The sequence below is a fragment of the Streptococcus sp. CF8-6 genome (genome assembly GCF_024295845.1).
Lineage (GTDB): Bacteria > Bacillota > Bacilli > Lactobacillales > Streptococcaceae > Streptococcus > Streptococcus oralis_BO.
The window spans coordinates 287851-314238 of sequence record NZ_JANCOF010000001.1 but is presented as its reverse complement, the minus strand read 5'-3'; the positions used below and the strand labels follow the sequence as shown (position 1 = coordinate 314238).

The 26388-nt window shown below is 41.3% G+C and carries 25 protein-coding genes and 1 pseudogene; 7 read left to right on the top strand and 19 right to left on the bottom strand.

Annotated features, from left to right (window positions below; genetic code table 11):
- Window positions 1-121: 121 nt before the first annotated feature.
- The 11 genes from NML69_RS01450 to recJ form a co-directional block, all read right to left on the bottom strand.
- Entirely contained in the window at window positions 122-415 is a 294-nt protein-coding gene (locus NML69_RS01450) for a hypothetical protein (protein ID WP_000880830.1), read from the bottom strand.
- A complete protein-coding gene (locus NML69_RS01445) occupies window positions 396-788 on the bottom strand; it encodes a hypothetical protein (RefSeq protein ID WP_000438034.1) in 393 nt (130 codons plus the stop codon). Before NML69_RS01445 ends, NML69_RS01450 begins: the two co-directional genes overlap by 20 nt.
- Entirely contained in the window at window positions 770-1987 is a 1218-nt protein-coding gene (locus NML69_RS01440; protein WP_254725094.1) for a triacylglycerol lipase, read from the bottom strand. Before NML69_RS01440 ends, NML69_RS01445 begins: the two co-directional genes overlap by 19 nt.
- Entirely contained in the window at window positions 1987-2379 is a 393-nt protein-coding gene (locus NML69_RS01435) for a hypothetical protein (RefSeq protein WP_001042358.1), read from the bottom strand. Before NML69_RS01435 ends, NML69_RS01440 begins: the two co-directional genes overlap by 1 nt.
- Before the next feature lie 286 nt (window positions 2380-2665).
- A complete protein-coding gene (locus NML69_RS01430) occupies window positions 2666-3520 on the bottom strand; it encodes a metallophosphoesterase (protein WP_254725093.1) in 855 nt (284 codons plus the stop codon).
- Window positions 3510-5357 carry an excinuclease ABC subunit UvrC gene (uvrC, locus tag NML69_RS01425; RefSeq protein WP_254725092.1) on the bottom strand — a complete coding sequence of 616 codons (1848 nt, stop codon included), beginning with the start codon at window positions 5355-5357 and terminating at the stop codon, window positions 3510-3512. The genes NML69_RS01430 and uvrC overlap by 11 nt, the downstream gene beginning before the upstream one ends.
- Before the next feature lie 102 nt (window positions 5358-5459).
- Complete coding sequence (locus tag NML69_RS01420) at window positions 5460-6161, bottom strand: M57 family metalloprotease (RefSeq protein ID WP_254725091.1); 702 nt, start codon at window positions 6159-6161, stop codon at window positions 5460-5462.
- 104 nt (window positions 6162-6265) lie between these two features.
- Entirely contained in the window at window positions 6266-7045 is a 780-nt protein-coding gene (locus tag NML69_RS01415) for an alpha/beta hydrolase family protein (RefSeq protein WP_254725090.1), read from the bottom strand.
- Between the two features lie 68 nt (window positions 7046-7113).
- Window positions 7114-8775 carry a ribonuclease J gene (locus NML69_RS01410; protein WP_061415081.1) on the bottom strand — a complete coding sequence of 554 codons (1662 nt, stop codon included), beginning with the start codon at window positions 8773-8775 and terminating at the stop codon, window positions 7114-7116.
- A gap of 498 nt (window positions 8776-9273) precedes the next feature.
- Window positions 9274-9921 (bottom strand): CHAP domain-containing protein, encoded by a 648-nt coding sequence (locus tag NML69_RS01405; protein WP_254725089.1) that lies wholly within the window; start codon window positions 9919-9921, stop codon window positions 9274-9276.
- Window positions 9922-10203: 282 nt separating this feature from the next.
- Window positions 10204-12423 carry a single-stranded-DNA-specific exonuclease RecJ gene (recJ, locus tag NML69_RS01400; RefSeq protein WP_254725088.1) on the bottom strand — a complete coding sequence of 740 codons (2220 nt, stop codon included), beginning with the start codon at window positions 12421-12423 and terminating at the stop codon, window positions 10204-10206.
- Between the two features lie 177 nt (window positions 12424-12600).
- Between recJ and NML69_RS01395 the strand changes: the two genes are divergently transcribed.
- The 4 genes from NML69_RS01395 to NML69_RS01380 are packed head-to-tail and all read left to right on the top strand — an operon-like array spanning window position 12601 to window position 15523.
- Window positions 12601-13359, top strand: coding sequence for an amino acid ABC transporter ATP-binding protein (locus NML69_RS01395; protein WP_254725087.1), 759 nt, complete (start codon window positions 12601-12603; stop codon window positions 13357-13359).
- A gap of 10 nt (window positions 13360-13369) precedes the next feature.
- Window positions 13370-14164 carry a transporter substrate-binding domain-containing protein gene (locus NML69_RS01390; RefSeq protein WP_254725086.1) on the top strand — a complete coding sequence of 265 codons (795 nt, stop codon included), beginning with the start codon at window positions 13370-13372 and terminating at the stop codon, window positions 14162-14164.
- A 12-nt stretch (window positions 14165-14176) separates the two neighbouring features.
- Window positions 14177-14854 (top strand): amino acid ABC transporter permease, encoded by a 678-nt coding sequence (locus NML69_RS01385; protein WP_254725085.1) that lies wholly within the window; start codon window positions 14177-14179, stop codon window positions 14852-14854.
- 9 nt (window positions 14855-14863) lie between these two features.
- Window positions 14864-15523 (top strand): amino acid ABC transporter permease, encoded by a 660-nt coding sequence (locus tag NML69_RS01380; RefSeq protein WP_254725084.1) that lies wholly within the window; start codon window positions 14864-14866, stop codon window positions 15521-15523.
- A 40-nt stretch (window positions 15524-15563) separates the two neighbouring features.
- On the opposite strand, the gene NML69_RS01375 is transcribed toward NML69_RS01380, so the two are convergent.
- The 4 genes from NML69_RS01375 to NML69_RS01360 form a co-directional block, all read right to left on the bottom strand.
- Complete coding sequence (locus NML69_RS01375; RefSeq protein WP_254725083.1) at window positions 15564-16586, bottom strand: YdcF family protein; 1023 nt, start codon at window positions 16584-16586, stop codon at window positions 15564-15566.
- 67 nt (window positions 16587-16653) lie between these two features.
- A complete protein-coding gene (locus NML69_RS01370; RefSeq protein ID WP_049490302.1) occupies window positions 16654-17091 on the bottom strand; it encodes an Rrf2 family transcriptional regulator in 438 nt (145 codons plus the stop codon).
- Between the two features lie 165 nt (window positions 17092-17256).
- Window positions 17257-18198, bottom strand: a complete 942-nt coding sequence (locus NML69_RS01365; protein ID WP_254725082.1) for a hypothetical protein — start codon at window positions 18196-18198, stop codon at window positions 17257-17259.
- Window positions 18199-18358: 160 nt separating this feature from the next.
- Entirely contained in the window at window positions 18359-19210 is an 852-nt protein-coding gene (locus NML69_RS01360; RefSeq protein ID WP_254725081.1) for a metallophosphoesterase, read from the bottom strand.
- A 206-nt stretch (window positions 19211-19416) separates the two neighbouring features.
- Here NML69_RS01360 and NML69_RS01355 point away from each other — a divergent pair, with 206 nt between their 5' ends.
- From NML69_RS01355 to thrS, 3 genes are all read left to right on the top strand, one after another.
- The gene (locus NML69_RS01355) at window positions 19417-19791 is read left to right on the top strand and encodes a hypothetical protein (RefSeq protein ID WP_254725080.1); all 375 of its coding nucleotides are present in this window, start codon (window positions 19417-19419) and stop codon (window positions 19789-19791) included.
- Window positions 19792-20116: 325 nt separating this feature from the next.
- The gene (locus NML69_RS01350; protein WP_254725321.1) at window positions 20117-20488 is read left to right on the top strand and encodes a hypothetical protein; all 372 of its coding nucleotides are present in this window, start codon (window positions 20117-20119) and stop codon (window positions 20486-20488) included.
- A gap of 87 nt (window positions 20489-20575) precedes the next feature.
- Window positions 20576-22519 (top strand): threonine--tRNA ligase, encoded by a 1944-nt coding sequence (gene thrS / locus NML69_RS01345; protein WP_254725079.1) that lies wholly within the window; start codon window positions 20576-20578, stop codon window positions 22517-22519.
- Window positions 22520-22730: 211 nt separating this feature from the next.
- On the opposite strand, the gene NML69_RS01340 is transcribed toward thrS, so the two are convergent.
- From NML69_RS01340 to NML69_RS01325, 4 genes and pseudogenes are all read right to left on the bottom strand, one after another.
- Complete coding sequence (locus NML69_RS01340; protein ID WP_254725078.1) at window positions 22731-23780, bottom strand: DUF389 domain-containing protein; 1050 nt, start codon at window positions 23778-23780, stop codon at window positions 22731-22733.
- 279 nt (window positions 23781-24059) lie between these two features.
- Window positions 24060-24361: pseudogene (locus tag NML69_RS01335) on the bottom strand (DUF898 family protein).
- Between the two features lie 160 nt (window positions 24362-24521).
- Window positions 24522-25496 (bottom strand): sensor histidine kinase, encoded by a 975-nt coding sequence (locus tag NML69_RS01330; RefSeq protein ID WP_254725077.1) that lies wholly within the window; start codon window positions 25494-25496, stop codon window positions 24522-24524.
- The gene (locus NML69_RS01325) at window positions 25489-26166 is read right to left on the bottom strand and encodes a response regulator transcription factor (protein WP_000548981.1); all 678 of its coding nucleotides are present in this window, start codon (window positions 26164-26166) and stop codon (window positions 25489-25491) included. Before NML69_RS01325 ends, NML69_RS01330 begins: the two co-directional genes overlap by 8 nt.
- Window positions 26167-26388 lie beyond the last annotated feature (222 nt).

Sequence of the window (26388 nt, the reverse complement as noted above, 5' to 3'; positions counted from 1 at the left end):
TACTGCATCCATTCTACCATATTTTGAAAGAGCTTGCAGAGATTTTTCATAGGAAAAGCAAGAGCAAAACAAACTGCTCTGTGCAGTTTGTAATAATTATTCTATATCACTCACCATAAAATTAGCAAATGGAATCATACTGAGATAGCTTCTCCGTTGTCACTTCTTCCAACTTTTTCTTTACCTGACCTTTTATGGCCGTATCCATCTGTGATTTTATTTTCCCAATAGCGACTTTTGTCTCCTCCGCACTTTCTCTCACTTTTTCTTTATAGTTGGTTTGCAAAGAATTTTTTTCCTTTAAGATTACTGTCGCCATTGTATAGATTCTATTCCTCTCCATCATGCGATACATCTGACGTAAAGCAAATTCATATTCTTCATCTGTGTAATATTCATTTAATGGTGCGAGCATATGACCTCCTTAAATCTCCGATTGTCTGTTCTAACTCATCTTGCTTTTTACGATAATCTCTATCTAACATCTCTTCATGGTACTGCAATTCATCTTCTCTACGCCTACACGCAAACTGAGAATCCTCCATCAATTGTTGCAAACTCCTATAAAACTGTTCTCCATCTTGGTAACTGTGTTGTCCCTTTTGAAGAAAGACATCCATTTTGCTAGCTTCGTCTTCAATGATTCGGGCAAGGCGGTCTCGACGTTCATAGAGTTCGTTATATTGATTCGTAAAAGTTGCTTTCCGCTTTAGATACTCATCTTCCAAATCATAATGCTCTTTTTCTTTTGCTTTTAACTTTTGGAAGACTAAATCCGACTGTTCCATTTTCTAAATTCTCCTGCCAATTCCTTATCTGTGGCCAGTTTACTCTCAATGACTTGGATAATCTGTTGGTTAAGGGTATCAAACTCTGTGGCTAGTTTTTCAGCCTTTTGATTCATTTGCTCAAAATCTTGCTTAACTGAACCGACAATCGTATCCTGAGTCACACCCGCAGACGCAAAAGTCGATAGAACTTCATCATAACTCAGGTATCGGAAACTACTAAAGTCAAGCTGATTCCATAGTTCTTGTGCTTTTGACACCACCTCTTCTTGAAGGTGCTTGACGTCGTCTGCACCAGCTCGAGCCGCATTAGCCATTCCTTCCCCTAGAGCCATTCCCTGCAAGCTATCCAAGTATATCTCTTCCCTACTTGACAAACCATCTGCCGAGAGGTAGCTTTTAATTTTTTGGTAGCGGTACATACCCGCTGTTGCTTCTGCTAATGCCGTTACTTTGAGATTTGTGACACGTTTTCCATCCAAATCAACTAGCTGGCCATTCTCATCAAATCGCCACTGGGACAAGTTATGATATTCTAACTTGTCACCCCAGTTATCTTTTGCAGGGTAGATGTAGGGAAATATAGCTGTTTGAGTCGTATTTCCCGTAATATTGCCAATAACATCATACTTATGACGGAAATTGCGAAATTGTTCTGGATGTTCTTGCATATACTTGATTTCTTCTTTCGAAATCAAGTTATGAATATCTGGCCCATTATACCCAACATTGGCATAACCTCGCTTTAAAGCGACATACATAGCCAGAGACTCTCCAAGCGAATGCCCCGCAGTTGTAATTTTAGCAGAGGGATAAGTTTTTTCGATTTCTTCCGCAAAACTCAGAGCCGTTTGAAATTGAGATTTTCTAAATGTCTTTGTTTTCAAATCCGACAACACCTGTCTATCACCAAATCCTATTGATTGGATATCTGTTTGGATGTCAAGTTGATCATCTTTATTCGTCCCTGCATAAGCAATCACTACATGGCTATAATCCACATTCCCATTTTTATCCACAGGAGCAACCGCCATCGCCTGCATACCGTTGGAGGTGTTGTCTTTTGCACTAAGAACTCGAAAAGTTTGTCCATTTGATTTAAAAATCTTATCGTCTCTCCAAGGTCGTTTTACTTTTCCTGCATCAACATTATAAACTCCATCAACAATATCATTATAATTTTTATCTGTTATTTTCATCACTTGCTCCAATATTTCACTTTAATATTATCTATTGTTTGTTGATTAGTGATTTCATTTTTTTCTTGTAAATTTAATCTTTTATTCCAACTAATTACATAATTGTCAGTTTTATCGTTAAATTTAAAGAAAGTAATTTCCATTTCAAGTTCTTTATTTAGAGTTAATAACGCAGTTCTTGAACCTGTTGTAGCATTATTTTCTATATCATTAAATTCTATTTCATTGATTCCCTCATAATGATTAACTAAATACAATACCATCCTATCCTGTTCGATTCTCATTTTTTCTTCCAATGTTTTTTCTTTTTGATGATTTAAACTAAACATCACGATTCCTCCTATTACACAAATTACTAAAGCAATAATACCCCATTTTTTACGCTTATTCATTAACACACCTCCTTATATCATTCTATAAAGCAACTTGGTCTTAATTACCTTATAATATAGGACCAATAGCCACTATGGTCTTGTGCATTGAATTCAAGTTTAGCATAGTTCACTTACGATTTCCTTTTCTAATTCTACTGCATCCATTCTACCATATTTTGAAAGAGCTTACAGAGATTTTTCATAGAAAGAAATTGGAACAAGGATGAGTAACCAAACGAAGTCCATCTTTTAAATCAGGGAACCCCTCATCCAGTTCCAACTAATTTTCAGGGATTTAAAGAAACTAGTCTACCTTATATTCTGACTTTATAGTCTCCAAAAATTTCTTCACATCCTCCACATACCCATGCTTTTCAATTAAACTAGCTAAGAGTTCTAGATTGTGCCCCCGATAGTTGTCATCTCGACGTAGTTCTTCATACATTTCGATAAAAGGAAGCCCCTTGGACTTGGCCAATTCTAACTCCGCTTCATAATCATAAGAAACTTTTCGGAATAGAATATTTACCAATTCCCCATCTTCTACTTCTATCACGGCATACTGGGCACGGTGATTTTTTAACGCCTCCCAATCAAAATAGGGCATGCCAATCGTACCTGGGTTGATGATTTGTTGCCCTTGACTACCGTAACGAAGCAACTGCTTGTGGACATGACCATAAACTGCCACGTCCGTTTCCTCGTCTAGGAGTTGGTCAAATTTATCTGTGTTATTCCCAACAGACAAGTCACCACCATAGTTCTTATTTGGCAAATTATGAGAAAGAGAAAAGCGCAGTCCATCAACTTCTTTCTTTTCTAGCAAAGGTAAGCTTCGTAGCCAGACAATCGTTTCAGGATCCATTCGCTCCATCAAAAACTGGGTCAATCGCATGAGCTGGACTTCCTGTGGGTCTTCTAAGCCATATTGCCCATCTAAAGCCTCTAAGACACAATCATCCCAATTGCCTCGAACACTTGCCGTGATAGGAAGATTCTTTAGCAGAGCGACCAAGTCATTTGCACCTGGACCGGGAAGAAAAATATCTCCCAGAAGCCAGTATTCACTGACTCCTTGATTTTTAGCATCTGCAATCACTGCTTCTAGGGCAGTTGTATTGCCATGAATATCTGATAAAATTGCGATTTTATGGTTCATGATGGTCTCCTTCTGTTTGGTAACCTACTTTTTCTTCCGCTACTTGAGGTAGATCTAGTGTTTCCTGCGGATTCAACTTCCTCTGAACAGCTTCTGCGACTGCTCTTGGCACACCAACTTCGACAATCTCATCCACACTAGCTTCCTTGATTTTAGTCAAAGACTTGAAATGCTTCATGAGATTCTGCTTGCGTTTAGGTCCCAGACCGTCAATCCCATCCAGTTGTGATGAAAAAGAATTTTTTGAGCGCAGTTGGCGGTGGAAGGTAATGGCAAAGCGATGTACCTCATCTTGAATGCGTTGGAGGAGGAAAAATTCCTGAGAATTGCGAGATAACTCCACCACTTCCAGCGGATCTCCAAAGAGCAACTCGTGGGTTTGGTGCTTATCATTCTTTTGCAGACCTGCAATTGGGATATCCAAACCTAGCTCTTCTTGGATGACCTGCTTGGCGATATTAACTTGACCTTGTCCTCCATCGATGACAATCAAATCTGGCGGGGTCAAGGCCTCACGTTGAACTCGGCCATAGCGTCTGCGAATAACTTCTCTCATACTAGCATAGTCGTCTGGTCCAACAACCGTTTTTATCTTGTACTTACGGTAATCCTTCTTACTGGGTTTACCATTGACAAAGACTACCATGGCAGACACCGGACTGGTTCCCATGATATTAGAGTTATCAAAGGACTCGATGCGGACTGGGGTCGGAATTTGAAGCAAGCGTCCCAGATTTTCAATAGCTCCTTGGGTCTTTTCGACAGATTTTTCTAGCAGATTGAATTTTTGCTCCAGACTAACACGGGCATTTTTTATGGCTAGATTGACCAGCTGTTTTTTCTCACCACGCTGAGGTTTGAGAATCTTGGTATCCACCAAGGCCTTGACGGCTTCTTCATCGATATCCTGCGGAATCAATACTTCATTGGGAACCAGGTGGGATTTTTCTTGATAAAACTGCCCCACGTAGGTCAAGAAGTCCTCATCCGGATCATTGTAGTAGGGGAAGAGATTGACGTCCCGCTCAATGAGCTTGCCTTGACGAACAAAGAAAACCTGGACACACATCCAGCCCTTGTCGACATAGTAGCCAAAGACGTCCCGATTTTGCAAATCTTTTGCCATGACCCGTTGCTTAGTCCGAAGCGTTCCAATGGCCTGAATCAGGTCACGATATTCCGCTGCACGTTCAAACTCCATACTTTGTGCTGCGGATGCCATCTTTCCCTTGAGGTCATCGATGATTTTGTCATCCTGTCCTTTTAAGAAGTCAGAAACCTCCTGAGCCATGGACTTGAAATAGGACTCATCTTTTTTACAGATAGTATGGGCCATACACTGGCCGATATGGTAGTAAAAACAAACCTTAGACGGCGGGTTGGTACATTTCCGAAAAGGGAAAATTCGGTCCAGTAGTCGCTTGATTTCATTGGCTGCCCCCACATCTGGATAAGGACCAAAGTAAAGACCACCGTCCTTTTTGACCTGACGGGTGATAATCAATCGAGGATAGCGCTCATTGGTGATTTTGATGAAGGGATAAGACTTGTCATCCTTAAGCATGATATTGTACTTGGGCTTATTTTCCTTGATGAGGTTGATTTCTAGGAGAAGTGCCTCAATATTGGACTCAGTGACGATAAATTCAAAATCTACAATTTCAGACACCAGTGCCTCCGTCTTGGTATCGTGACTTCCACGGAAGTAGGACCGCACGCGATTGCGCAGATTTTTAGCCTTTCCTACATAGATAATGGTGCCATTTTTATCCTTGTGAATGTAGCATCCAGGACTAGTTGGCAAGAGCTCCAGTTTTGATTTGATCAAGTTATTCATAGTTCCATTATAGCAAAAAGCCTGTAACAGGACGAACAAAAAGCCCCCACCAATCGCTTGATAGAGGAACTTTGATTTCTTTTTAGACTACACCGACTTCATCTAGTCGCTACTGGTATAGAGTTCTTGAACAGCTGTCACATCCTGAGGCTGAATTCCATAGTAAGAACCTGCTGGCTGCATGACTGAAGTTTCGTTGGTATGATCCAATCCGATGGCATGCCCCAGCTCGTGCTCCGCCGTGTGCACGATCCGTTCATAAGAATAACCATAGTTTGGATTGGATAGATAATAGTGATTCAGGCGAACCGTTACAGATATAAATTGTTTGGTTAACAAATTGGTTTGACTCTCGGCTTGACCTGCTACAGCGGTCGATCCATCATTCATCTCACTTGCCACAATATCTGCCTGGCTAGGATCCGCAACCACCTCAAAGGTAAAGGCTCCCGTTTGATTCCAGTTTTTTATAGCTTCTGCATAGGCACCTTGGAAGGTCTCATCCATTTGAGGTTCAATATAGATGTGAGCTGAGGCTTGAGCCCACTTGCCTTCTGCATGTTGGTGACTGTCTGTCTGAGACAAGACTTCCAGCGTTCCCGTCTCCTTCCATTGATTCCAGCCACCTTGACCAATTTTACTCATTTTTTCAACCTGATTGACCGCAGAATGAAAATCACCTGTCAGATACCAAACCACTCCAAAGGCAATGAGCAGTAGAATGACCACAGTCCAAACCAGACGCCAGAAGAAACGCCAAATTCCCAAAAGAAATCGGAAGAATAATCGAATAATCCAGAACATGACGTCCCACCTTTCATAAAAATAAGAACCTATCTTGAAATTACATTCTCCTTGATCAAGATAGATTCTCTATTTTACTGAAGAAAGCTGAAAGAAACCTAAAACTAAGATAAACGTTCTTCCAAGACAAAGTCAATTGGTAGAGTAGCTAAAAAACGTTCCAATTGTTTTTCCCAGTAGTACCACTCGTGCTTACCTGGACTATGACTATAGGTCACCTCAAAACCAAGATTTTTGAGGTTTTTCACTGCGAGATTATTGGCAGAGTAGAGATAGTCTTGCTCCCCACACCAAGCCCATAGTTTGGTCTTTTTATCGGATTTTGCAGCCATGCTTTCAAGCGAATGAGGGCTAGCTGCCCAGTCTTTGATTTCTCCAAAGACTCCTCGCCAGTAGGCAAGAGAGCCCAAATCCTGGCTTTCAGGAGAAAATTCTTGAAAACTGAGTGCGCCAGAAAAACTAGCCGCATGAGAAAAACGATTGGTTGCGAGAGCGAGTTTGAAGGAGCCGTAGCCACCCATGGAGAGACCAGCTATAAAGGTCTTTTCTCGCTTGCTGGTCATATTGGGGAAGAAACGTTTCATGACTTGGGGGAGTTCTTCTGCTAGAGCAGTATAGTAGTTAAAGCCATACTGAGTATCTGTGTACCAGCCATTGCTAGTATTGGGCATGATAACAATGAGATTGGTTCCACGCAACAAGCGTTCGACATTGGTACGTTTGAGCCAGCTATTTTGATTTCCTGACATTCCGTGCAAAAGATAAAGAACAGGAATATCTGTGCAATCTGGTTCAGTCACCCGACTAGCATCTGGATAGAGTACGGTAACACCCCACTCCATATCCAAAACTTCTGAGTAATACTCAATATTCATAACTGCCATGGTTGTCTCCTTTTACTATTCTATAAGAAAAAGCCGAATTTCGACTTTTTCTGTAGGTATTCTGCTTATCATTTTGCTTCCATCACGACTGGCAAGATTGCTGGACGACGCTTGGTTTGATCAAAGAGGTACTTGGTCAAATTGTCACGAACCTTCCCTTTGAGATCTGCCCAGTCAAAGTCATCCCCTTGAAGATATTCTTCTACCGTTTGGTTAATCAATTCTGAACTTTCACGGAGAATATCGCGGCTCTTCTTGAGATAAACAAATCCACGTGTATGGACGCGAGCCTTGGCCACAATTTTCTTCTCACGACGGTTGACAGTGATTGCCACGATGAAAATACCGTCCTCTGACAAGACCTTACGGTCTCGAAGGACGACATTTCCAACATCCCCGATGGCATTTCCGTCAATCAAGACATCCCCTGCAGAAACTGCTCCAGCTGGAACAAAGTCTCCATGTTCATAAGACATGGTCGTTCCCTTTTTAGGGATGAAAATGCGTTCTGGCAACATCCCAACTGCCATGGCAGCCTTGGCATGCGCATCCAGCTCACGGTACTCCCCTTGGATAGGGAAGAGGTAATTTGGTTGCAAAAGATTGATCATCAACTGCAAATCACGCGCATTCCCATGTCCGGATACTCGCAAGCTTTGGGTAATGAGTTTCACCACACCACCAGCTTGGTAGATCATGTTTTCCACACGCGCCATGACGGCTTCTTTGGCGATAGATGGAGTCGTTACGATATAAACCAAGTCTCCATCTTTGATTTCTACATAGCGGTGGCGTCCAATGGACATCTTACGAAGTCCATTAATAGGCTCACCCATACGACCTGTCTCGAGAATAATCAACTCATGGTCTTCAAATCGAGACATTTCTTTTGGTTTAATCAAGAGACTTTCATTAGCTAGAGATAATTTTTTGAGACGAATCGCAGTGCGGACGATATTTTCAATATCAAATCCAGTCAGAACAACTCGGCGACCTGTATCTGCTGCAGCATCAAAAACCTGCTGGATCCGAGAGAGGTTGCTGGCAACTGCTGCAACGATGATACGACCTTCCCAGTCTGCAATGGTCTGGGTAATTTCGTCTCCAACTTCACTCTCACTCGCCACCTGGATATTGCTGTCTGCATTGGCTGAATCACTGAGGAGCGCCAAAACACCATCACGACCGATTTCTGCCAAACGAGCAAAATCCGTCGCATAGGATTCGCTAGCTGTCTGGTCAAACTTGAAGTCCCCTGTGTAAACAATGCTACCTTCAGTTGTTTTCAAAACTACTCCCAAACTTTCTGGGATGGAGTGAGTTGTACGGAAGAAGGAAACCACAGTTCCTCCAAAGTCGATCTCTGTATCTTCATCAATCACATGGAAGTCATTGAATTTCTTAACCGTATCATTTCCTTTGACAAAGAGTTTGGCCAACTCAATGGTCAGCTCAGAACCAAACACAGGCACCTTAGCCTCTGCCAAAAGATAAGGCAGGGCACCAATGGCATCCGCATGTCCGTGGGTCAAAAAGACCCCTGCGATACGATCGCTATTTTCAAAAAGGTAGTCCATATTTGGAATGACGACATCAACACCTAGTTGTTCATTTTCAGGGTATTTAAGCCCCGCATCCAAAACAAAAATAGAACCATCGATTTCAGCGATGTACATATTTTTACCATTTTCTCGTACACCACCTAGTGTTGTTAAACTAATATTACTCATTTTTCCTCCGAAACTTCATTTATCTTGATTATAGGGGTTAATTTACCCTCTTATTCTAAAAGTTCTAAAACTTTCAGCCGAATCTTTTCCTACCATTATACCATTTTTTTGATTATTTTCAAAACGAAGATTGGTTTTTAACTAGAGATTAGTCACTACTGTGAATCGAATCTTTTTACTTTGACTTCTCTTTTGGAGGCTTCATCGAAGATAATAGAACGATTGTACCATTAAAAATACGGATTTTCTGAATCATTTTGATTTCAGATACCTTTCTCGAACTCTAAATTTCTCTTTTAGTTCAAAAAACTTACTTTTACCTCTCGACTTGAGAACTTTTTCTACAAAGACATGATTTATCTACATGCAAAAGCGAGAATTTCCTGTTCGCTACAGAATCTAAAAATTTCAGCAATTAGCCATTAAGATGGAGGTTAACGATAGGAAATTTCTTCAAAAAGAAAAAAGACTTAGAAATTCTAAATCTTTTTATCATCTTTAGTTTGGATAGATATAAGTGACGTTACCTAAAAATTCATGTGGATTAAAGAAGCCACGGTAATTTGCAATCTGCTTTTGACGTCTGTAGTTTGCTTCCAATACCTGGATAGAGTTTTCACTTTGAACATCTGTCACATAAGCAACGTGTCCATATTCACCACCATCCCAAACGGCGATTGCTCCTACTACTGGAACACTTCCTGTCTTATAACCTTGAGCACTCGCGTAGATTGCCCACGTGTTGGCATTTCCCCACCAGTTGCTTGCCCAAGGAGCCAATTCTTTCACGCCCCATGTACACTGACCAACAGGATAAGAGTTTCCATAGTTTGTTGGTGTCTTTTCGACAACATCTTCTGTATCTGATACCACGTTCGCAGTGCTAGCTGGAGCACTGTAGGTAGGGCTAGCCTGAACAGAACCACTCACTTCCAATACGTCCCCTGGGTGGATAGTGTCAAAGATGGTTTTTCCATTCAAAGCTGCCAACTCATGCGGATCCATGCCGTTTGCAGTTGCAATGGCATAAAATGAATCACCGTCTTGGACAACATAAGAATTCGCATGAACCGTTTGAGCCCCAACTGTAGCCAAAATAGCGGTAGAAGTCAAACCAAGAGTCAGTTTCGTAACTGTTTTTTTCATAACTGGATTCCCCTTATATTTTCTTGATAAGAAAATCATACTTGATTTACATGTCAGTTAGTTTAGAGTTATATTTTAGTCATGTTACAAAAATTTATACTTTTACTACATAAGGTTTAAAAGCAGACATCGTATAAAGTGATAGAAGAGAATAAAAAATCAATCATTTCCCCAATCTTCACATCGGTAAATCACTCAAAAGACCGTCTTATCAACAACTCCCACATCAAGCATTTATCCGACAAAAAGAGACCGAGATCGGTCATCTCAGTCCCTTTCCATCTATAATTCCATTAAAAAATCATATATTTCTTGCACGGTCCCCAGTGCCATCATTTCTTGATTTTTTACAGTTTGTTTGAGATTTTGGTAAATCTGACTTTCAGCAATTTCCCTTTTCGGCGCTTCTTTATTGACTGTCATGACACCATCTTTGATCGTCACAAAGCCCAGCTCTTCAAATACTTGGATCATCTTGACCAGCAAGATTTGTTGGATATTGAGATAAGCCGCCAAATCTTTCAGCTTGTAGCGAATATCAAACTCTGGGAACTGGTAAATAGTCTTGTACAATTTTGCAAACTGTTCTCTAGTCCCGTAACCTGTCAGATAGTAGGCCTTATCGATGTCGTTTTTGAAATAGACAACTGAGAAATCCTGTTCCTGAAAAATGGTCTTCAGCAAGGTAATATCCTCGGGAATGGTTTTCACAACCACAGCTTTACTGGTCGCTAGATCTGGCAATTCTCCAGCAAAATCCAAGACTGGAACCCCTTCTGGCAAGGCTGCATTTTTCCCACGGATGTTAAAGAGCTGAACGCCCTCCACACGCGCATCTACCATCATCAACTGGAGGGCAGTTTGCCCATTCCATTGGTTGACAGACAAGGTGACTGCCAATTCTAAATTCTTGGTTTGAGAAAATTCTGTCGCCCATCTACCTTGTCCAAAGGCCACTACTTCGAAACTCGCCTCACCCTTGGAAATTTTTAGTTTGAGGTGGGCATTGCCTGCTCCCATAGTACGGGCACTTTCGACATGAAAATCCTTGATATAAAAGACAGGTTTCTGATTGTCCATTCCAAAAGGTGCCAAGCGTTCAAAACTTTTAACCGTTTCTAAACTAAGAGTCTCCAAATCCAACTCTTCATCTAGATTTAACTTATTCTTACCACTAGCATCTGCACCTTTTTCACGAACATAGTCTTCCAAAACCTGAGATAAATCTGAGAGTTTCTCCACTTCCAGCGTCATTCCTGCTGCACCAGCATGGCCACCAAATGCGATAAAAAGGTCTCGATGGGGATCCAGAGCTTCAAAAATATCGACCGCTTCCACACTACGAGCACTGCCCTTGGCACGACCGTCCTCTATGTTAAGAACGATGACTGTCTGCCCTAGTTCTTCCAGCAAACGACCAGCAACGATACCCAGAACGCCAGGATTCCAGCCTTCCTTGGCCAAAACCTGGACCTTCTTCGCAGGATCCACCATGGTCTTAGCTTCTTCATAGATTGACTGAACGATTTCCTTGCGCTCTTCGTTTTTCTGGTGAATCATGAGGGCAATTTCATGAGCTTCCTCGTCGTCAAACCCAGTCAGCAAATCAATGGCAGGATTGGGATCATCCAATCGCCCCAGGGCATTTAAACGAGGGGCAATCTGGAATCCAACCGTTTCTTCTGTTACTTCATTAGCAGCAATCCCAGCCATGTCTAGCATTTCTTGCAGACCGATGCGCTGAGTATGCCCCAACATTTCCAGGCCATATTGAACCAAAATACGGTTTTCATCCGTCAAGCTCACCATATCGGCAATGGTTCCGATAGCGACCAAATCGAGTAGCTCCACTTGCACTTCTTCTAAAAGGGCGCAAGCCAGCTTGAAAGCCACTCCGCATCCGGCCAAATATTTGAAGGGATAATCCGCATCTGGATGCTCGGGATGAACAATCGCATAGGCATCAGGAAGGGTTTCCGGCATGGAATGGTGGTCGGTCACAATGACATCCACTCCCATAGACTGGGCCAGTTCAATGGCTTCATGACCTGCAACCCCATTGTCCACTGTCACAATCAAGGAAATTCCCTCTTGCTCGATAAAGTATTTATAAACACTGGCATTGGGACCATAGCCATCGGTAAAACGATTTGGCAGGTAAACACGGCACTCGGCGCCCAGCTGTTCCAAACTTTCCTTCACAATCGACGCTGAAGTCATGCCATCCGCATCGTAGTCCCCATAGATGAGAATGTTTTCCCCTTCTTCAATGGCCTGACGAATCCGTTCCACAGCCTTATCCATATCATGGAGCAGATAGGGATCATGCAAGTCCTCTAAAGAAGGTTCTAAAAACTTCTTGAGACTTTCTTCATTCTGAATCCCTCTTTCAAATAATAACCGAGCCACCTCAGGACCCAGTCCAGCCTTCTTGGCTATCTTTGTAAAATCCGCATCTTCAACCTGCGGGGCAAACTGCCATTCATAAGTAGGAGTTATCAAAAAAACATCCACTCTTTCTAAGAATTCTATCGTTTCATTATAACATGATTTAGGCTTTTTCTCTATTCAGATTGCTTTTTTATAACATTTTAGTGAATTTTTTTCAGATATGATTTGACAAGAACATTCTTTCGGTGTAGAATTATGTTATAAAATCTAACACAAAGGAGATCTCTCATGACTTTAGTAGAATTTAAAAACGTCGAAAAATATTACGGAGACTATCACGCACTCCGCGACATCAATCTCCGTTTTGAAAAAGGACAAGTCGTTGTCCTGCTTGGACCTTCCGGTTCTGGGAAGTCCACTCTTATTCGTACCATCAATGGTTTGGAGGCTGTTGACAAAGGAAGTCTCCTAGTAAATGGACACCAAGTAGCAGGTGCCAGTCAGAAAGATTTAGTTCCTCTTCGTAAGGAAGTCGGCATGGTTTTTCAACATTTTAACCTTTATCCACACAAAACAGTGTTAGAAAACGTGACACTTGCGCCCATAAAAGTTCTAGGGATTGATAAAAAAGAAGCTGGAAAAACAGCCCAAAAATATCTGGAATTTGTAAATATGTGGGACAAGAAAGATTCCTATCCAGCCATGCTGTCTGGTGGACAAAAACAGCGGATCGCCATCGCTCGTGGTCTTGCCATGCATCCGGAGCTCCTCCTCTTTGATGAGCCAACATCTGCCCTTGACCCTGAAACCATCGGAGACGTTCTAGCAGTTATGCAAAAATTGGCCCGAGATGGTATGAATATGATTGTCGTTACTCACGAAATGGGCTTTGCCCGAGAGGTTGCGGACCGCATTATCTTTATGGCCGACGGAGAGGTTTTGGTAGATACGACAGATGTCGATGACTTTTTCGACAATCCAAGCGAACCTCGTGCCCAACAATTCCTCAGCAAAATTATCAACCACGAAAGTGACAAAGTCAAATAAGGAGGCGCCTATGAAAAAGAAATTCTTTTTATCCGCATTATTGATTAGCCTTTTCAGCCTTGCTGCTGCCAAACCAGTTCAGGCTGATACCACTGTCGCAGACATTCAAAAAAGAGGCGAACTAGTTGTCGGTGTCAAACAAGACGTTCCCAATTTTGGCTACAAGGATCCCAAGACAGGGACTTATTCTGGTATCGAAACGGACTTGGCCAAGATGATTGCAGACGAACTCAAGGTCAAGATTCGCTACGTTCCTGTTACCGCGCAAACTCGTGGACCACTCCTAGACAATGAACAGGTAGACATGGATATCTCAACCTTTACCATCACAGATGAACGTAAAAAATTATACAACTTCACCAGTCCCTACTATACGGATGCTTCTGGATTTTTGGTCAATAAATCCGCCAATATCAAAAGCATTGAGGACCTAAACGGAAAAACTATTGGGGTTGCTCAAGGATCCATCACCCAGCGCTTAATTACTGAACTGGGCAAAAAGAAAGGTCTAACCTTTAAATTTGTCGAACTTGGTTCCTACCCAGAATTGATCACTTCCCTTCACGCTCATCGTATTGATGCCTTTTCTGTAGACCGTTCTATCCTGTCTGGCTACATTAGTAAACGGACAGAACTACTAGATGATAGTTTCAAGCCATCTGACTACGGTATCGTTACGAAAAAGTCAAACACTGAGCTAAACGACTATCTTGATACCTTGGTCACTAAATGGAGCAAGGATGGTAGTTTGCAGAAGCTCTATGACCGATACAAGCTCAAACCATCAAGCCATACCGCAGATTAAGGAGGACACACCATGACAGATTTATCATCTTGGACATCCTATTTTCAGGATTTTGGACAATTTTTCAATGGTTTCCTCTTCACCCTTGCCCTAGCAATCGGATCCTTTATCCTCGCCATGCTTTTGGGCATCTTCTTCGGGGCCATGTCAACTAGCAAACGCCCGTTCTTGCATGTTTTGGCTCGTATCTTTGTCGAATTTTATCAAAATACTCCCCTCTTGGTCCAGTTTGTCATCGTCTTTTATGGTTTGCCTCTTATCAGTGACCATACCATCATGATTCCCATTTATTGGACAGCTGTACTTTGTGTGGGACTCTATCACGGCGCTTATATTGCTGAGGTTATTCGATCAGGGATTCAGTCTATTCCTAGCGGTCAGATGGAGGCCGCCTTGTCGCAAGGTTTTACCTATATCAGTGCCATGCGCTTGATTATCTTGCCTCAGGCCTTCCGTATCATTCTCCCTCCATTGACCAACCAAATTGTTAACCTCATCAAGAACACCTCTACAGTTGCCATCATCTCTGGAGTGGACTTGATGTTTGTGACTAAATCTTGGTCTGCTCTCAACGGAAATTATATTCCAGCCTTTTTAGGTGCTGCTCTTCTCTACTTTGCCCTATGCTTCCCTGTTGCCCAGTTTGGTCGCAAGATGGAGCAAGCCAACAAAAAAGCCTATTCACTTTAGGAGGTTACTATGGAATCTATTTTAGAAGTTTTGACCCCAGATAACCTAATCTTTATCTTTAAAGGATTTGGCTTGACCCTTTACATCTCTTTGATTGCTATCATTCTCTCTACCCTTATCGGAACTGTGCTAGCTGTTATGAGAAATGGGAAAAGTCCTGTTTTACGGATCATCTCCAGCATTTATATCGAGTTTGTACGTAACGTTCCCAACCTCCTCTGGATTTTCACCATCTTTTTGGTGTTTAAGATGAAGTCCACACCAGCTGGTATTACTGCCTTTACCCTCTTTACCTCAGCAGCCCTGGCTGAGATTATCCGAGGTGGTCTTAATGCTGTGGACAAGGGGCAGTACGAAGCAGGAATGTCGCAAGGATTCACTTCTGCGCAAATCCTCTACTATATCATTCTCCCACAAGCGATCCGCAAAATGCTGCCAGCTATCATTTCACAATTTGTAACTGTGATCAAGGATACCAGTCTTCTCTACTCTGTTATCGCCCTACAAGAACTCTTTGGCGCTAGCCAAATTCTCATGGGACGCTATTTCGAACCAGAGCAGGTCTTCAGTCTTTATATCCTGATTGCCTTGATTTATTTTATCTTTAACTTTGCTATTTCCAGCCTTTCTCACAAGCTAGCAAAACGTTGGCAACAAGCTGCAGAATAAAAATCCAGCTCTCCGCAAAAATGGAGAGCTGATTTTTTAATTACCATAAAATACCTCTATAAGAGAAAATCAGAGCTAAAATTAATAAAATATAGAAGGCGATAAAAAGCCATCTCATCTTCACACATAGAGCAATATATTCTCTAATAAAGGCCGATGGAATATAGTAGGCAGCTGTACGGCAACCAAGGCCATCTCCCTTCATCCCAATACGGCGAGCATAGGTACTGGTACGAAAAACATGGTAATCATTGGTCACAAAGAGAAAACGTGGACTAGCCACCAGCTTCTCACCCATTTCTTTTGAGAAGAGAAGATTCTCATAGGTCGTCGTTGAGCCTTCCTCTATGAGAATCGCTTCTCTCGGAACATCCGTCTCTTCCAACAAATAATTACAAATCGCCTGAGCTTCGGATATCTTTTCATCTCCACCTTGACCACCACTTGCGATGATTTTAACATTGGGATTGAGAGACTGGTGATAAGCTTCTACTGCCTTGTCAATGCGACTCTTCAGTAAGGGAGTCACTTTTTCTCCATTCAATAAGCCTGCTCCGTGAATGATGATAAAATCATAATATTTTTTCTTGGGAATAAAAAGATACAGAATAGAATAAAGCAGAAATCCTGCAAAAGCAAAACCAAAAATCAAATACGAATAAATCAAAAAGAAAAAGATAATATTCACTAGATGATTGGTATAGAACAAGCCCTTAGTATCGCTCACTCGAATCGCCATGATTACAAAAAAGAATAGAATCACGCACCCTAATCCTAGAGACAAATAATTTGCCTTGGATTTTCCTTCTTTTTTCAATAACACAAATCCGTTATAAATAAGGAAAAAGCCACTTAGAAAAACTAAAAAAGGGAGCAAGAGAAAAATCACTGCAAAGAAAATCATGTGCAATTCTTCTTGCCCAGCCTCATAAAAAAGATTGGCAATAGACAGGTAAGAAAAGAGCAGAGATAAAAGCAAAAGAGCCGGATTCCAGAGACTGCGATTATCCCTAAAAAATGAAATCAGAAAAAGTAGGATAAAAAATCCTGTGATAAAGTACATAGTCTCCTCCTTTGATGACTACATTGTACCATAATTATAGCAATAGAAAAAGAGAACCTTAGTCCTCTCACTTAGACAGTTTATTCTGAGCATCGGCTACAACCTGAGCCAGACTTGTCTGACGCAGTTGGTTTTCCATAGCTGCTTGAACATCGAACAGCTTTTGGTCCAAAACTGCATGGATATTCGCACCAATTGGGCAATTAGGATTTGGATTGTCATGGAAACTAAAGAGCTTACCAGATTTTCCTAAACACTCCACAGCTTGGTAGACATCCAACAAACTGATATCCTGAAGGTCTTTTATTATCTCAGTTCCTCCCGTACCACGAGCAACTGAAATCAATCCAGCTTTTTTGAGTTGCGATAAAGTCTTACGGATAATGACTGGATTGACTCCGACACTGGCCGCAAGAAAATCGCTGGTTACCTTACTGTCTGTATCCTGCATTGCAATAATAATCATCATATGAGTCGCAATTGTAAATCGGCTTGAAATTTGCATCTTCTTCTCCTTTCATTGATATTTTATTCATCTTTTCCCGTATAAACATTATACCGTTTTTGGTTTTCCTGTCAAATATTATAGACTAATTATCTTCTCCATGTAAAAAGTCCTGTATCCCTCTTGGCAACCAGAACGGCGGAGGACATACAAAGACTTATTTTTTTATGCAATTTTACGGACAATCCCTTTTGTTTTATGACTTGACCAAACCGAGCTGATAGACACCCCAGCACCAACTAAGGTAAACACAGCTAACATAGCTAGATTATAAAAATAGTTATCTGGAAAATCACCGCTAAAGATTAATTGATTCACCACTCGGAAAGCAAAGGCAAACTCAACCCCTAGTTTGGCAACGACTTCCATCACCAAATCAATTTGATTCACTAGAAAGACAGTAATCACCATCCAAATAGAGGAAATCACAATCCCCTTTCGAGATACCTTTCTTCCAAGGATTTCATATCCTTTAATGGTACAAATCCCTAGAACAATACCCGCTACCATAGCTACATAACCTAGACGTGCGATAAATAGAGCAACTGCTCCACCAATCAAGGCTCCCAGCAAGGCACCAACTGCTCCAAGAAGAACGTTTTCCTTCTGGTTTTGATAAGAATCCACCTCAATCTGAAGGTTGCTCTTCAGCAATTGATAGCTTTCCTCGTTGATAAGAAAAATTGAATCACCTAATTGATAGAGACCAACGGGACCCTCCTGACCGCTATAGGCACAGACTTGGACGAAATGATGGGTTTCAAGGAAGGCAACGAGGTCTGTTATGAGCGTCTGTAACTTTTCAATTGTTTTTGATTTGCGCATGGCACCTTTTACGACAAAAGAAACAAGGTACTGGTTGATAGACAAGGTCGACAAGTTTGGAAGAGATTCACTCTTAAACTCATCCCAAACCATTTCGTTTTCTTCTGAATCCGCAGGATTGCCATTCAAACTCACACTGACACAAAGTCGAAACTGATTTTTCACGTCAGTTTCTTGCAGGAAAAGTAAATAGCCTGACTGCGTGCCATAAATACAACGTGAATCTTCGTCAAATTGCAAGCCCAACTCCGAGGCAATAGCGTGTAACTCTTCTGGTTTCATTATCTGTCTCCTCTTATTTTGAATATCAATTAGTATGAGATTCAAATTAGTTTTATTCCGTTATTCTAACATAAATTTGAGAAGCCGTCAATTCGTATCCAGTTCGACTTATCGCAAAACAGCAGTCACTAGACTATCTTATTTCTAGCTAGAAATCCTCTTAAAACCAATCTTTCTTTTCTCTTTCCATCCAGAGTTCAACATCCTGATCATAGCCTTCTTGTTCACTGATTTGACCTAACAATTCGTGGTTATGAGTATGGTGAATCCCATTTACCATACTTTCATAGTAGATTTGGAAATAGGGGAGCTTCAAATCCTTAGCCAACTGCAATTCAGCTTCTACATCATAATCCACTCGACGAAAATCAATATCAGCCAAACCAGTTTCATCAAACTCTAAGATCATATACTGAGCCCGCAGGTCCTTACGCAACTTCGCATCTAGAAAGAAAGGTTGCCCAATGGATCCTGGATTAAGAATCAACTGTCCGTCACTTCCATAACGAAGCAACTGTTGGTGGATATGGCCATATACTGCGATGGAGGCGTGTGGATTCGTCACCAATCTATCAAAATCTTCTTGTTTTCCCGTATGGATCAATTCTCTTCCCCAGTTTTTATCAGGGAGATGGTGAGTGATTCCCACCATCAAATCACCAAACTGACGATGAACTTGCATAGGTTGATTATTGAGGTCTTCGATTTCTTTAGGGCTGACCTCCTCTAAGATGTACTGACTTAGGCGCAGGAGATAACGATGGCTCGCTTTTGTAGGATCTAACTTGCGATGCAGACCTCGCCAGAGACTATTCTCCCAATTTCCCAGCACTCTTACAGTGATAGGCAAACTTGCTAAGAGATCCAAGATCCTTCTACGTCCTGTTCCAGGCATGAGAATATCTCCCAAAAGCCAGTACTCGTCTACCTCTGCCGCTCTTGCATCAGCCAGAACAGCTTCCAAAGCTGTCGTATTTCCATGTATGTCTGAAAGAACTGCTATTTTGGTCATTCTTTCTCCTTACCCTTTTACTTCTTTTGTTAGTATTATAACAGAAAACACTCGAAAAGATCACTATCACTGATCACTGGATTAAATTGTAAGAGCTCCTATATCGTGCTATAATATAAGTAGAGATTTCCCCTTCATTTAGGATTATGTGGTCTACAATATCTATCAAATATCTCTCAATTTTTGCAGATTGGAGGATTATTGCCATGCGGAATTATCTTAAGTATATTCCATACTACCTTGTCATTTTCTTCTTTTACTGGCCACTCTATGAACTCCTCTCTCTATGCATCTCTGACCCATATACACTGAAGGGACTGTACATCTACAACATCATCCTTTTTGCACCTCTGGTAACCTTTATCGTATCGCTACTTTATAGCTATCGATTTCATTTCTCACTTTGGTGGCTACTCGGTATTGGTCTGCTCTATTGTTTTACCATCATCACCTTTGGCGAGTTCATCCTGCTTTACTTCCTAGCCTATGAACTCTTTGCCCTACTTGGCTTGGCTTCTGGTGTGGGTATCAAGCATCTCTTCCAGCGAGCAAAAAACAAAAAAATTATACAAAAACCTTGAAAATTCTCGCAATCATGCTATAATAATGCATAGAGACAAGTCACTTAGTCCCTTTCTACTAGAGAGTGCGTGGTTGCTGGAAACGCATAGAAAGCCTAAACTGATACTACTCTACTGACTTTTATGAAAACATAAAACGGTGGCCACGTTAAAGCCAATCTGAGGTGTCCCTCTTTTTTGAGGAACATGAATGAAGGTGGAACCACGTTGCGACGTCCTTTTGAGGATGTCGTTTTTTGTTTGGAGAATAGAGATATTGCCAGGTTAAATGAAACATAGCTAAGAAAAGAAGATGGAGGTTGATATGAATAAATCACTGTCTTGGGTGATTCCCTGTGCCTTCCTTATCGTCTATGTATGGCTAATGAAAACTCTCAGTCTATGGGGGTTAGAGTACATTGTTGTCTTTTCATTTTTTGCATTTGTTCCTCTTTTGCCATTTCTTGCTCCTTTTCTTGGCATCTTAATGTTTTTTAAGAAAAAGAAACTCATCCTATCAGGATATTTTCTAAGTCTAACTGCTGGTATTTATTTAGTTAATGCTATAAGAAACTATCCACTAAGGATATACATGAGAGGTGAGATGACTGATGAACAATATCTGTCTCTAATCCTTTCCTTAGTATGCTATCTATTCATTTCTACAGCTTTCTTTATCTTTAGCATAAGAAAGTTAAACTATCATTTGTTTAGATAATCAATTGTTATCATTCTTTGTAGATATCGAATTCTCTATTTCTTCAACCTCAGCTTTTAAATATGATAAATTTTTAAGGAGAAAACCATGATTAAGATTACTTTCCCAGATGGCGCTGTTCGTGAATTCGAATCTGGCGTTACTACTTTTGAAATTGCCCAATCTATCAGCAATTCCCTAGCTAAAAAAGCCTTAGCTGGTAAATTCAACGGCAAACTCATCGACACGACTCGTGCTATCACTGAAGATGGAAGCATCGAAATCGTGACACCTGATCACGAAGATGCCCTTCCGATTTTGCGCCACTCAGCTGCTCACTTGTTTGCCCAAGCAGCTCGTCGCCTCTTCCCAGATATTCACTTGGGTGTCGGTCCAGCTATCGAAGACGGCTTCTACTACGATACAGACAATACTGCTGGTCAAATCTCCAATGAAGACCTTCCTCGTATCGAAGAAGAAATGCAAAAAATCGTTAAAGAAAACTTCCCATCTATTCGCGAGGAAGTCACTAAAGACGAGGCTCGTGAAATCTTCAAGAACGACCCTTACAAGTTGGAATTGATCGAAGAACACTCAGAAGACGAAGGCGGGTTGACTATCTACCGTCAGGGTGAATATGTAGACCTCTGCCGTGGACCTCACGTTCCATCAACAGGCCGTATCCAAATCTTCCACCTTCTTCATGTAGCAGGTGCTTACTGGCGTGGAAATAGCGACAACGCGATGATGCAACGTATCTACGGTACAGCTTGGTTTGACAAGAAAGACTTGAAAAACTACCTTCAAATGCGTGAAGAAGCTAAAGAACGTGACCACCGTAAACTTGGTAAAGAGCTTGACCTCTTTATGATTTCACAAGAAGTGGGACAAGGACTTCCATTCTGGTTGCCAAACGGTGCGACTATCCGTCGTGAATTGGAGCGCTATATCGTAGACAAGGAGTTAGCTTCTGGCTACCAACACGTTTACACTCCACCACTTGCTTCTGTTGAACTCTACAAGACTTCTGGTCACTGGGATCATTACCAAGAAGACATGTTCCCAACTATGGACATGGGTGACGGGGAAGAATTTGTCCTTCGTCCAATGAACTGCCCACACCACATCCAAGTCTTCAAACACCATGTTCACTCTTACCGTGAATTGCCAATCCGTATCGCTGAAATCGGTATGATGCACCGCTACGAAAAATCTGGTGCCCTCACAGGTCTTCAACGTGTGCGTGAGATGTCACTCAACGACGGTCACCTCTTTGTTACTCCTGAACAAATCCAAGAAGAATTCCAACGTGCCCTTCAGTTGATTATCGATGTTTATGAAGACTTCAACTTGACTGAATACCGCTTCCGTCTCTCTCTTCGTGACCCTCAAGATACTCACAAGTACTTTGACAACGATGAGATGTGGGAAAATGCCCAAACCATGCTTCGTGCAGCACTTGATGAAATGGGCGTGGACTACTTTGAAGCTGAAGGTGAAGCAGCCTTCTACGGACCAAAATTGGATATCCAAGTTAAGACAGCTCTCGGAAAAGAAGAAACCCTTTCAACTATCCAGCTTGACTTCTTGTTGCCAGAACGCTTCGACCTCAAATACATCGGAGCTGATGGTGAAGAACACCGTCCAGTCATGATCCACCGTGGTGTTATTTCAACTATGGAACGCTTCACAGCTATCTTGATTGAGAACTACAAAGGTGCCTTCCCAACATGGCTTGCACCACATCAAGTGACTCTCATCCCAATATCTAACGAAAAACATGTGGACTACGCATGGGAAGTTGCTAAGAAACTCCGTGACCGCGGTGTCCGTGCAGACGTAGATGAGCGCAATGAAAAAATGCAGTTCAAGATCCGTGCTTCACAAACCAGCAAGATTCCTTACCAATTGATTGTTGGTGACAAGGAAATGGAAGACGGAACAGTCAACGTTCGTCGCTATGGCCAAAAAGAAACACAAACTGTCTCAGTTGATGACTTTGTTAAAGCTATCCTAGCTGATATCGCCAACAAATCTCGTGTTGAAAAATAAGAGATAAAACCTGGGATAAAATCCTAGCTACCTAAAAAGCAACAACTATTTCAGTTGTTGCTTTTTTATATTTTATTTAACCCGAGCTAGTAGTGATTGGTTAAACCACCACAAATGGTATCCTCATAAACAATCCTTTCTATCCACTAGTTTTTGGATATAGGTTATCCTCCCAAGATTTGCTTTCATGAGTGAGATAAGTTCAATATCCTCAATCCTTGTCTGCTTCATTTTCTTTTACGAGATCTTTTTGTGAATCTTTTTCAGAGAGTTTTTGATCGATATACTTGTTAATGGTTTCATAAAATTCCTTGGTGGTATCACTGTCTAGTTTTGTCGAATTATGGACTTGATTGACTTTCAATTGGACAGATTGAATACCGTAAGAGGCTTGTTTTTGGTGGATCCTTTCTAATTCTTCTTCTGAAATCGGATCTCCAACAACCGTCAAGACTAATTCATTGTCCCTTGACTTGTAGACTTGATTAATGACCGTGTGATTGGCGAACTCTTTTCCTACAAACTGTTTGATTCCTTCTTTTCGCGCTTGATCTATCGTCAGAGTGACTGCTGAATAACTAGCTGGAAGAATCAATAATACAATCAAGGATATCAAGCCAATTCTCATTTTAATGTTTAGCTCTTTAAATGAACTTAAGGGAGATTTCCTCATCAAAATTCTTGTTCCAACAATGTTTGTTAACATGATGAAGACACAGTTGATCAAGAAAAGATAGAGAGCCCCAAATAAAAATCGTACATTTCCATTAGCTAAACCATAACCTGCAGTACAGATAGGTGGCATCAGAGCTGTTGCAATAGCTACTCCTGGAACAATATTGTTTGCTTCTTTTTTCCTTGACCCAATTACACCTGCTATCCCACCAGCAATAGCTATGAGAACATCCCAAATGGTTGGAGAGGTTCGTGCAATCAATTCGCTACTTTCATAAGATAAGGGAGAAATCCAGAAATACAGAGCCGAGACAAGCAAGCTGACCAATACTTGAGTAAATAAAACCCCTAGAGATTGTTTGATTAAACGGGTATCAAAAATAGCTAAACCAAAACCCAGTCCAACAATCGGTGTCATAAGAGGGGAAATCAGCATGGCTCCAATAATGACCGCTGTTGAATTCATATTTAGACCTATAGAGGCAATAAAAATCGCACACATCAAAATCACTGTATCTCTTAATCGAACATGAAGGTCATCATATAGTTTCTCGCGGAATTCACGTGTTGAATAGTTTCTGGACATTGGTTACTCCTTTTATTTCATATACTCTTGTTTCTGCATGGATGATGGTAGAGGGACTTCTGTCCAATCTTACATATTTTTAATTCTCACCTGTTATGTTTTTGAAAATTATCCTTTAAGCATCCGTCAGTCTATCCTTAACATTATATCAAAAATTTTACAGTCTTTCTCCAACGAAATCTATCAATTGAACAGATAGAGAAAGGAAGAAATTTTTGTTTCCTTATACGAAAAAGAAAAAAACGGTATCTCCTCTGAAAGAAGATGCCGTTTTAATCTTTAAATATGATTGGTGTGTTCGACAATCCATTGCTTCATTTTGATTTGCAACCAGAAGCCATAGATTCCAAACGTGATGATGGTTAGCAGAAACCACTTGATCCAGTTACCGAACAGTTGTGCTCCAGTTCCGTCAAAGTATAGACGTTGCCCATCCACTACTGTGTGGTTGGTTTTCAATTTTGCATCATGCAAATCGCCCAAGGTGTTGCGATCCCCAAGGTAAGCCCGAAAATTATGGCTACTAAGATGGAGCATCCAATATAATCTATGATTCCTCCGTCAAAATAACTTTCTTTCATTTTTATCTCTTTTATTTTTTGACTATATTCTAGTCGTTTCCTAGTGTAACATTTTTTACATCTGGACAATCTTACGGTAGCTTCTAGACGTTATCATGAAAATAGAGATATAGACTAGAACAAAAATTCCACAGATGGATAAGGTTATCATCAACTATGCTCACTCAATCATCAGATTCCTATTGGAAAACTTGATGCGAACGGTTGTTCCTTTTCCAACCTCAGACTCGATACGAATCTCGTGGCCCAGTTCTTCAGAAATTTTCTTGGATAGGTAGAGGCCAAGTCCAGATGACTGCTGGGTTAGACGACCATTATAGCCCGAAAAGCCACGTTCAAAGACTCGGAGAACATCGCTGTTTTTAATCCCGATTCCCGTATCCTTGATACAGAGCTCCTGACCTTCCATATAAATCTCTAGCCCACCTTCCTTGGTGTATTTGAGGCTGTTTGAAAGGATTTGTTCAATGACGACCAACAGCCACTTCTTATCGGTCACGATGATTTTGTCAAGGTCATAGAGATTGAGCGCCAGTCCTTTTTGGATAAAGAAAAGGGCATACTTGCGAACCACTTCCTTCACCAGATCCTCAACTTGAACCTTTTCAAATACCAAGTCATCATGGAAGCTTTCCAAACGAAGATACTGCAACACCAGATTGGTATAGGAGTCAATCTTAAAGATTTCCTGTTCCAGTTGCTGCTTGACCTCACGATCAGAGACTTCTGCCACTAATAGTTGACTAGCCGCAATGGGGGTCTTGATCTGATGAACCCACAAGGTGTAGTAGTCCAGTAAATCCGTAAGCTTGCTCTGTGCTTCCGACTTCTTTTGATACAATTCAGACTCACGCTCTTCGAGTTTTTCTGCTAGCGCACATTCCAGAGGAGACTTGGGGTCTCTCTCAGCATAGAGTACTTCCTGCCGGTAAACCCGAGCTTCTGCAAAAATATCCCAAGCCAAAAATAAGAAGGTCAAAAAGCCACTGAGCAGAAAGAAGTAAAGAAAATAGGTCCCTAGACTAGCAAATAAAAACTGAAAGAGAAGGACGAGAAAGCCTAATGAAAAAATATAGACAAAAAGACGACTGCGAGAACGCAGATAGGCTAGAAAAAATGATTTCCAATCAAGCATGTTTCAGTCCGTATCCTATCCCTTTCTTGGTTTCGATAAATCCTGCCAATCCTTGCTCCTCCAACTTTTTACGCAAACGAGCAACATTGACAGACAAGGTATTGTCATCGATGAAAAAGTCGCTGTTCCAGAGCTCTCGCATCAGGTCATCACGCGCCACGATATTGCCAGCATGTTCAAACAAGACCCGCAAAATTTGAAATTCATTCTTGGTCAAACTCAATACTTCCCCCTGATAGTGCAGGTCCATAGACTTGGTATTGAGGATCACACCCGCATACTCCAGCAGACTTTCATCACGGCCAAACTCATAGGAACGACGCAACAAGCCCTGAACCTTGGCAAGGAGCACCTGCTGGTCAAAAGGCTTGGTCACAAAGTCATCCGCTCCCATATTGATTGCCATGACGATATCCATCGCCTGGTCTCTCGATGACAGAAACATAATGGGTACCTTGGAAATCTTGCGAATCTCCTGACACCAGTGATAACCATTAAAAAGAGGCAGGCCAATATCCATGAGGACCAAATGAGGTTCTGACTGAACAAAAAGGCTCAATACTTCCATAAAATCTTCTACCAAAACGACCTCAAATCCCCACTCAGAGAGCAGTTTTCCCACTTGTTGTCGAATAACTTGGTCATCTTCTACTAGTAAAATCTTGTGCATGCGCTCCTCCTTTACTCTTGTTCAAAATATCAAAAACCTTAATAAAAAATCTATGAATTAGTAACTCAACTATTTGGCTATTTATCTTTCAAATCCAGATTCGGAAACGAAAGCTAAATAGAGAATCATCCCTTTGATATCATACCTTATTTTTAGGTATAGTTCCAGCCTTATCCTACATTTTCCTTTTTGTGTTCATTTAGTTAGCCCTTCTTTCACTTA

Bases quoted from the DNA above. Each gene is read 5' to 3' on its own strand.
- NML69_RS01450 (WP_000880830.1), bottom strand. From the start codon at position 415: ATGCTCGCACCATTAAATGAATATTACACAGATGAAGAATATGAATTT.
- NML69_RS01445 (WP_000438034.1), bottom strand. From the start codon at position 788: ATGGAACAGTCGGATTTAGTCTTCCAAAAGTTAAAAGCAAAAGAAAAA.
- NML69_RS01440 (WP_254725094.1), bottom strand. From the start codon at position 1,987: ATGAAAATAACAGATAAAAATTATAATGATATTGTTGATGGAGTTTAT.
- NML69_RS01435 (WP_001042358.1), bottom strand. From the start codon at position 2,379: ATGAATAAGCGTAAAAAATGGGGTATTATTGCTTTAGTAATTTGTGTA.
- NML69_RS01430 (WP_254725093.1), bottom strand. From the start codon at position 3,520: ATGAACCATAAAATCGCAATTTTATCAGATATTCATGGCAATACAACT.
- uvrC (WP_254725092.1), bottom strand. From the start codon at position 5,357: ATGAATAACTTGATCAAATCAAAACTGGAGCTCTTGCCAACTAGTCCT.
- NML69_RS01420 (WP_254725091.1), bottom strand. From the start codon at position 6,161: ATGTTCTGGATTATTCGATTATTCTTCCGATTTCTTTTGGGAATTTGG.
- NML69_RS01415 (WP_254725090.1), bottom strand. From the start codon at position 7,045: ATGGCAGTTATGAATATTGAGTATTACTCAGAAGTTTTGGATATGGAG.
- NML69_RS01410 (WP_061415081.1), bottom strand. From the start codon at position 8,775: ATGAGTAATATTAGTTTAACAACACTAGGTGGTGTACGAGAAAATGGT.
- NML69_RS01405 (WP_254725089.1), bottom strand. From the start codon at position 9,921: ATGAAAAAAACAGTTACGAAACTGACTCTTGGTTTGACTTCTACCGCT.
- NML69_RS01395 (WP_254725087.1), top strand. From the start codon at position 12,601: ATGACTTTAGTAGAATTTAAAAACGTCGAAAAATATTACGGAGACTAT.
- NML69_RS01390 (WP_254725086.1), top strand. From the start codon at position 13,370: ATGAAAAAGAAATTCTTTTTATCCGCATTATTGATTAGCCTTTTCAGC.
- NML69_RS01385 (WP_254725085.1), top strand. From the start codon at position 14,177: ATGACAGATTTATCATCTTGGACATCCTATTTTCAGGATTTTGGACAA.
- NML69_RS01380 (WP_254725084.1), top strand. From the start codon at position 14,864: ATGGAATCTATTTTAGAAGTTTTGACCCCAGATAACCTAATCTTTATC.
- NML69_RS01375 (WP_254725083.1), bottom strand. From the start codon at position 16,586: ATGTACTTTATCACAGGATTTTTTATCCTACTTTTTCTGATTTCATTT.
- NML69_RS01370 (WP_049490302.1), bottom strand. From the start codon at position 17,091: ATGCAAATTTCAAGCCGATTTACAATTGCGACTCATATGATGATTATT.
- NML69_RS01365 (WP_254725082.1), bottom strand. From the start codon at position 18,198: ATGAAACCAGAAGAGTTACACGCTATTGCCTCGGAGTTGGGCTTGCAA.
- NML69_RS01360 (WP_254725081.1), bottom strand. From the start codon at position 19,210: ATGACCAAAATAGCAGTTCTTTCAGACATACATGGAAATACGACAGCT.
- NML69_RS01355 (WP_254725080.1), top strand. From the start codon at position 19,417: ATGCGGAATTATCTTAAGTATATTCCATACTACCTTGTCATTTTCTTC.
- thrS (WP_254725079.1), top strand. From the start codon at position 20,576: ATGATTAAGATTACTTTCCCAGATGGCGCTGTTCGTGAATTCGAATCT.
- NML69_RS01340 (WP_254725078.1), bottom strand. From the start codon at position 23,780: ATGTCCAGAAACTATTCAACACGTGAATTCCGCGAGAAACTATATGAT.
- NML69_RS01330 (WP_254725077.1), bottom strand. From the start codon at position 25,496: ATGCTTGATTGGAAATCATTTTTTCTAGCCTATCTGCGTTCTCGCAGT.
- NML69_RS01325 (WP_000548981.1), bottom strand. From the start codon at position 26,166: ATGCACAAGATTTTACTAGTAGAAGATGACCAAGTTATTCGACAACAA.